This is a genomic window from Archangium sp. (genome assembly GCF_036388035.1).
In the GTDB taxonomy this organism is placed as follows: domain Bacteria; phylum Myxococcota; class Myxococcia; order Myxococcales; family Myxococcaceae; genus Archangium.
Genome location: NZ_DASVSO010000501.1, coordinates 1 through 6300, shown reverse-complemented (window position 1 = coordinate 6300; position 6300 = coordinate 1). Strand labels below are relative to the sequence as shown.

The window sequence follows — 6300 nt, the reverse complement described above, 5'->3', positions numbered from 1 at the left end:
TGCCCTTCAACATCGCCTCCTACGCGCTGCTGACGATGATGGTGGCGCAGGCCACGGGGCTCCAGGCGCACGAGTTCATCCACACCACGGGGGACGCGCACCTGTACCTCAACCACCTGGAGCAGGCCCGCGAGCAGCTGAAGCGCGAGCCGCGGCCCCTGCCGAGGATGACGCTCAACCCCGAGGTCCGCTCGCTCTTCGACTTCAAGTACGAGGACTTCACGTTGAGCGGCTATGAGCCCCACCCCGCCATCAAGGCGCCGGTCGCCGTATGAGGCTCTCCGCCATCGTGGCGATGGCCGCCAACCGCTGCATCGGCAAGGACAACACCCTGCCCTGGCGGCTGCCGGCGGACCTCAAGCGCTTCAAGCAGCTCACGATGGGGCACACGCTCGTCATGGGGCGCAAGACGTACGAGTCCATCGGCCGGCCGCTGCCGGGCAGGACGATGGTGGTGGTGACGCGCCAGCGGGACTACACGCCCGCGGGCGTCCAGGTGGCGCACTCCCTGGAAGAGGCGCTGGACATGGCGCGCGGCGACGAGGTCTTCATCGCGGGCGGCGCGGACCTCTACCGCCAGACGATGGAGCGGCTGCGGCGCCTGTACCTCACGCGGCTCGAGCGCGACTACGAGGGTGACACCTTCTTCCCCGAGGTGGACCTGTCGGGCTGGCGTCTCGTCGAGGAGGCGCACCACCCCGCCACCGCCACCGAGCCGCCCTTCTCCTTCCTCACCTACGAGCGGTAGCCGCGCGCACCGTTGAGCAGGACACGCCCCCCGTCCGCCTGCATTTTGATTTTGATTCTCAAAATTGAAATAGGCCCCGAGGACTGGTAGAGAGGAGGCCGTGAAGCGCATCGGCCTCCTGCTCCTGTCCCTGCTGCTCGCGGTCCCCCTGGCCGCCGCCGATGAGGGTGCGTCCGAGGGGCGCACCTGGCACCGGCTGGTGGGAATCCTCCAGTACCTCGAGGCCGACTATCCGCTGGCGGTGGAGTCGAAGTCCGACTTCGAGCTGGCCGAGCAGCGCAGCTTCATCGCCGAGGCCACCGAGGCGGCCCGGGACATGGGGCCCCGGGGAGAGTCCTTCCTCCCGCGCCTGCTGGCCATCAAGGCCCGCGTGGACAAGGCGGAGGATGCCCAGGGCGTCAGCCGCGACTGCGGCGCGCTCGTGGAGGACCTGGTGCTCGCCGGAGGCCTGGCGCGCAGCCCGCGCACGCCTCCGGACCTGGCGCGTGGCGCCCAGCTCTTCCAGGAGAGCTGCTCGGCGTGCCATGGCGCGGATGGCCGCGCGCGGGTGCCCATCGCCCAGACGATGGAGCCCCAGCCGACCGACTTCCACGACGCGGACGTGATGGCCGGGCTCACCCCGTACAAGGCCTTCAACACCACCAGCTTCGGCGTGCCCGGCACGGCCATGCCCGGCTTCCCCACCCTCTCCGAGGAGGAGCGCTGGGCCGTCGCCTTCTTCCTCTTCACGCTGCGCCAGCCCGCCTGCGATGACACCCCGCCCAAGGCCTCGCTGGAGAAGCTCGCCACCTCCACCGACCCCGAGCTCGTGCGGGAACATGGGGAGAAGAACCTCGCCTGCCTGCGTCGCAAGATGCCCGACGTGGACGAGGAGCGCGGCCTGCTGCTGGCGCGCGACCACGTGGAGCAGGCGCTGAGGCTGGGCGCCTCCGGGGACGCGCTCGGGGCGCGCAACGCGCTGCTGGATGCCTACCTCAACGGAATCGAGCCGGTGGAGGTGACGCTGCGCGCCCGCAGTCCGGAGCTGGTGCAGAAGCTGGAGCGGGCCTTCCTGGACACGCGGATCGCCGCCGAGCAGAAGAGCCCGCACCTGCAGGACGAGGGCCGCATCCTCCTGTCGCTGCTGGACGAGGCGCGCCGGGGCAGCGGCAACGCCGTGGGCTTCGTCTCCGTCATCTGGCTCACCCTGCTCATCCTCCTGCGCGAGGGCTTCGAGGCCATGGTCATCGTCGCCGCGCTGCTGGCGATGATGCGCAAGATGCAGGCCCCGGCGTATGTGCGCGTCATCCACTTCGGGTGGGTGTCCGCGCTGGTGGTGGGCGCCCTGGCCTTCATCTTCGGGCGGCACCTGATGAACGGGGCCAACCGCGAGCTGCTCGAGGGCATCGCCGGGCTGGTGGCCGTGGCCATGCTGCTGTACGCGGCGCTGTGGCTCAACGCGCGCGCCAACATGAGCCGCTTCATGGGTGAGATGCGCGAGAAGATGCAGGGCGCGCTCGGCCGGGGCAGCGTGTTCGGCCTCTTCGGCATCGCCTTCACCGCCGTGCTGCGCGAGAGCGTGGAGACGGCCATCTTCCTGCAGGGGCTCGCGCTCGACTCGGCGACCGGGGTGGCCTGGGGCTGCGCCGCGGGCGTCGTGGTGCTCACCGCGCTCGTGCTGTTCGTCAACCGCGTGGGCTACAAGCTGCCCATGAAGACGCTCTTCAAGGCGTCCACGGTGCTGCTGGTGGTCACCGCCATCATGCTGCTCGGCAAGGCCATCCACGCCCTGCAGGAGGTGGCGGTGGTGCCCCTCAAGCCCATCCCCTTCGTCACCATCGACCTGCTCGGCATCTACCCGGATGCCATGTCGCTCCTGCCGCAGGCGGTGCTGACGGCCATCCCGCTCATCTGGCTCGTCATCAAGCGGCGCGGTGGCACCACGCGGCTGGCGGACGCCTCGTCGCGGGGGTAGCCGTCACGAGGTCACCAGCGACTGCACCAGCTCGCGCAGCTCCTGGGAGGAGAAGGGCTTCTCCAGCCGGGGGTTGCTCACGCGGCTCAGGAAGGCGCGGGCACTGCTCGTGAAGGCCCCGCCCGTCAGGAACACGAACCGCTCGGCCAGCTCCGGCGAGTGGCTCGTGAGCTCCTCGTGCAGGTCCATCCCGCTCATCTCCGGCATCATCACGTCGCACAGGATGACGTCGAAGCCCTCCCCCGCCGTGAGCCGCGCCTGGGCCTCCCGCGCGCTCGTCAGCACCACGACCTCGTGGTCGCGCTGGAGCGTGCGGCGGATGGCCACGCCCACCATCGGCTCGTCATCCACGACCAGGACCCGCCCCCGCCGCGACACCGCGGGCGTCGGGGAGGGGCGAGGCACCTCGGTCGGGAGCGCCGCGGAGGTGGCGGGCAGGATGACCCGGAAGGTGGTCCCCTTGCCGACCTCGCTCGCCACCTCCATGCGTCCACCGAGGCCGGTCACGATGTCCTGGCAGATGGACAGGCCGAGCCCCGTCCCCACTCCAACGGGCTTGGTCGTGAAGAACGGCTCGAAGAGCTTCTCCAGGTGCTCCGCCGACATGCCCGAGCCCGTGTCGCGCACCTCGACCACCACCCCCTCCGCATGGGAGCGCGTGACGACGCGGATCTCATGGCGCTCCACGTCCCCCTCGGGGATGGCCTGGGCCGCGTTGACGAGCAGGTTCAGGAACACCTGCCCGAGCCGGCCCTCGTTCGCCAGGACCACGAGCGGCTGGGTGTAGTCGCGCACCAACCGCGCGCGGTGACGGATCTCCGTCGAGGCCATGCTGATCGCGGTCTCGAGCACGCGGTGGACGTCCACGGGCTCCGGCCGGGCCTCCTCTTCCGTGCGCGAGAACATCTTGAGCTGCCGGACGATGTCCCGCACGCGGCCCGCCCCGAGATGCGCATCGGACAGGAGCTTGCGCACCTCCTCCCGCTGGCTGGTGGGCAACCCCAGCCCGGGGAGCACCTCCGCCTCCAGGTGGGTGAGGTTGGCGATCGTATACGCGAGCGGGTTGTTGATCTCATGAGCGATCCCCGCCGCGAGCGTCCCGAGCGAGGCCATGCGATCCGCGCGCAGCAGCTGGACCTCCATCTGCTTGCGCTCGGTCAGGTCACGCACGGTCCGCACGAGGCAGGGCTGGCCCTCGAACATCCCGGGGACCTGGGAGATCTCCGCGGGAACGATGCCTCCGGACTTGCGCAGGAGCCGGACCTCCCATGGCGACACCGGCTTCGCCGCCATGAACGCCTCACGGACGTCGGGAGGGAGCGCCGCCCGATCCTCCGGGTGGATGAAGGTGGCCCCCAGCTCCGCCGAGGACAGTCCCAGGAGCTCCTTCGGAGAGACGCACCCGAGCAGCGTGACGAGCGCGGGGTTGACGTAGACGAGCCGGTCCCCCTGCTGCACGCAGATGCCATCGGGCAGCTGCTCGATGAGCGTGTGGAAGCTCTCCTGCGAGCGGCGCAGGGTCTCCCGCGTGCGCGAGTGCTGGAGCGCATAGCGGATCGCCCGCTCCAGGAGGGTCGGGGTGAGCTGGGACTTCACGAGGAAGTCATCGGCGCCGGCCTCCAGCGCCTGCTGGTCGATCTCGTCATCCCCCAGGCCGGTCAACAGGATGACCGGGCCGCGCCAGCCTCGCCGCCGCAACTGCGAGAGCAGCTCGAGCCCCGTCGTCGCACCGAGGCGATAGTCGAGCAGGCACACGTCGTGGCCGCCGGTCTCCACCGCGGCGATCGCCTCCTCCGCGGTCGACACCCACTCGAGGACCATCCGCCCCGGGCCGATGGACCGCAGGGCATCGCGCGTCACGACGAAGTCGTCCTCGTCGTCCTCGACGAGCAGGACGCGGATGGCTGGCTGGCCGCTCTCACTCTTCATGGGAAGCCGTCACATCACCGGGAGGAGGTCTGACTGCGGGGCAAACGGACGATGAAGGTGGACCCCTGGCCGGGGGTGCTCCGCGCACTGATGCTCCCGCCATGCCGCTCGGCGATCCGGCGGCAGATGGCCAGGCCGATGCCCGTCCCCTCGTACTTGCCCCTCCCGTGCAGGCGTTGGAACACGTTGAAGATGCGGTCGAGGTACTTCTCCTCGAAGCCGATGCCGTTGTCCTCCACCTTCAGCTCACAATACCTGCCGTCCGGGTCCACCGTGCCGCTGATGGAGATGGAGGGCGCCACGTCATCCCGGCGGAACTTCAGCGCGTTGCTCAGCAGGTTCTGCAGCAGTTGCCGCATCTGCATTGGAGAGGCATCGACCGAGGGCAGCTCTCCCACCGTCACGGTCGCCCCCGACTGCTCGATGGCCGTCTCCAGGTCTCCCAGCACCTCACCCGCCACCTCCGCGAGGTCCAACCGCAGGAAGGTCTGCGACTTCGACGAGACACGGGAGTAGGTGAGCAGGTCGTCGATCAACTTGCGCATGCGCGCCGCGGCGTTGTTCATCCGCTCCAGGTAGTCGCGGCCCTCGGGGCTGAGCGTCTCGGCGCACATGGCCGTCAGGCGCTCACTGAAGGTCTGGATCTTGCGCAGCGGCTCCTGCAGGTCGTGCGAGGCGACGGTGGCGAAGTTCTCCAGCTCCCGGTTGGACTGCTCCAGGCGCAGCTGGGTCCGCTTGAGGTCCGTGATGTCCATCAGGCTCATCGTGAACCCGATGATCTGCTCGCCCGCGCGGATGGGCCCCAGCTTCACGCCGTACCACTCGGGGCCGATGGGGACGCTGGAGCGGATCTCATAGCCCGTGGCCTCACCCGTCCTGAGCAGATGATGGACGTGGCTCCGCACCATCTCGACCTGGTCCGGCATGACGAAGTCGTAGAAGCTCTTGCCCACCACGTCCGAGGTGAGGTAGCCCGGCACGGTGTAGTTCATGAAGCGAATGCGCTCGGAGGCATCGCAGGTCACCATCATGATGGGCGACTGGGCGACCAGCACCTCGACCCCGAAGGGCTCATGGGGCCTGGTGCGGCGCGCATCCAGGCTGATGGCCAGGGTGTTGAGCGCCTCGGCCAGAGCGGCGTGAGGTCCCTCTCCGACACGGCACCGCACATGCGGCTCATCGGATACCAACCTGTGGACCAGCTCGAGCAACTCCTGGGTCGTCGTGTCCCCAGGTGAGGCCGTGCCAGCAGCTTCGTCAGTCGGGGAAGCGGTCCCCTCTGACCTCCGACGCGTGTCCAAGCGAATCCCTCGCGAGACGCTTTGTTTCACACCGTCCCGAATACAGTAGCGCCAGAAAAAGGGAGCAGGAGCGTAGCACGGGAAGTGTGAATGTAAAGGTAAGGAGGCGGCGGGGAGAGAGGGTCTCTCCCCGGTCAGCAGCACGCCCAGCAGTCAGGCGCTCTGAGTTTGCTTGAGGGGCAGACGGATGATGAAGGTGGACCCCTGGCCGGGGGTGCTCCGCGCACTGATGCTCCCGCCGTGCCGCTCGGCGATCCGGCGGCAGATGGCCAGGCCGATGCCCGTCCCCTCGTACTTGCCCCTCCCGTGCAGGCGTTGGAACACGTTGAAGATGCGGTCGAGGTACTTCTCCTCGAAGCCGATGCCGT

The 6300-nt window shown here is 69.0% G+C and carries 6 protein-coding genes; 3 read left to right on the top strand and 3 right to left on the bottom strand.

Features of this window, described 5'->3' with window-relative positions; translation table 11 throughout:
* The 3 genes from thyA to VF697_RS20210 all read left to right on the top strand — a co-directional run.
* On the top strand, nucleotides 1-275 hold a 275-nt coding region (gene thyA / locus VF697_RS20220; protein ID WP_331097386.1), incomplete at its 5' end, for a thymidylate synthase.
* Complete coding sequence (locus tag VF697_RS20215) at nucleotides 272-748, top strand: dihydrofolate reductase (RefSeq protein ID WP_331097385.1); 477 nt, start codon at nucleotides 272-274, stop codon at nucleotides 746-748. The genes thyA and VF697_RS20215, both read left to right, overlap by 4 nt.
* Before the next feature lie 100 nt (nucleotides 749-848).
* Nucleotides 849-2702, top strand: coding sequence for a cytochrome c/FTR1 family iron permease (locus tag VF697_RS20210; RefSeq protein WP_331097384.1), 1854 nt, complete (start codon nucleotides 849-851; stop codon nucleotides 2700-2702).
* A 3-nt stretch (nucleotides 2703-2705) separates the two neighbouring features.
* Here VF697_RS20210 and VF697_RS20205 read toward each other — a convergent pair whose 3' ends face one another.
* From VF697_RS20205 to VF697_RS20195, 3 genes are all read right to left on the bottom strand, one after another.
* Complete coding sequence (locus tag VF697_RS20205; RefSeq protein ID WP_331097383.1) at nucleotides 2706-4631, bottom strand: response regulator; 1926 nt, start codon at nucleotides 4629-4631, stop codon at nucleotides 2706-2708.
* A 14-nt stretch (nucleotides 4632-4645) separates the two neighbouring features.
* Nucleotides 4646-5800, bottom strand: a complete 1155-nt coding sequence (locus tag VF697_RS20200) for a PAS domain-containing sensor histidine kinase (RefSeq protein WP_331097382.1) — start codon at nucleotides 5798-5800, stop codon at nucleotides 4646-4648.
* 285 nt (nucleotides 5801-6085) lie between these two features.
* Nucleotides 6086-6300, bottom strand: a 215-nt coding sequence (locus VF697_RS20195) for a sensor histidine kinase (RefSeq protein WP_331097381.1), incomplete at its 5' end; no start/stop codon positions are given.

Bases quoted from the DNA above. Each gene is read 5' to 3' on its own strand.
- VF697_RS20215 (WP_331097385.1), top strand. From the start codon at position 272: ATGAGGCTCTCCGCCATCGTGGCGATGGCCGCCAACCGCTGCATCGGC.
- VF697_RS20205 (WP_331097383.1), bottom strand. From the start codon at position 4,631: ATGAAGAGTGAGAGCGGCCAGCCAGCCATCCGCGTCCTGCTCGTCGAG.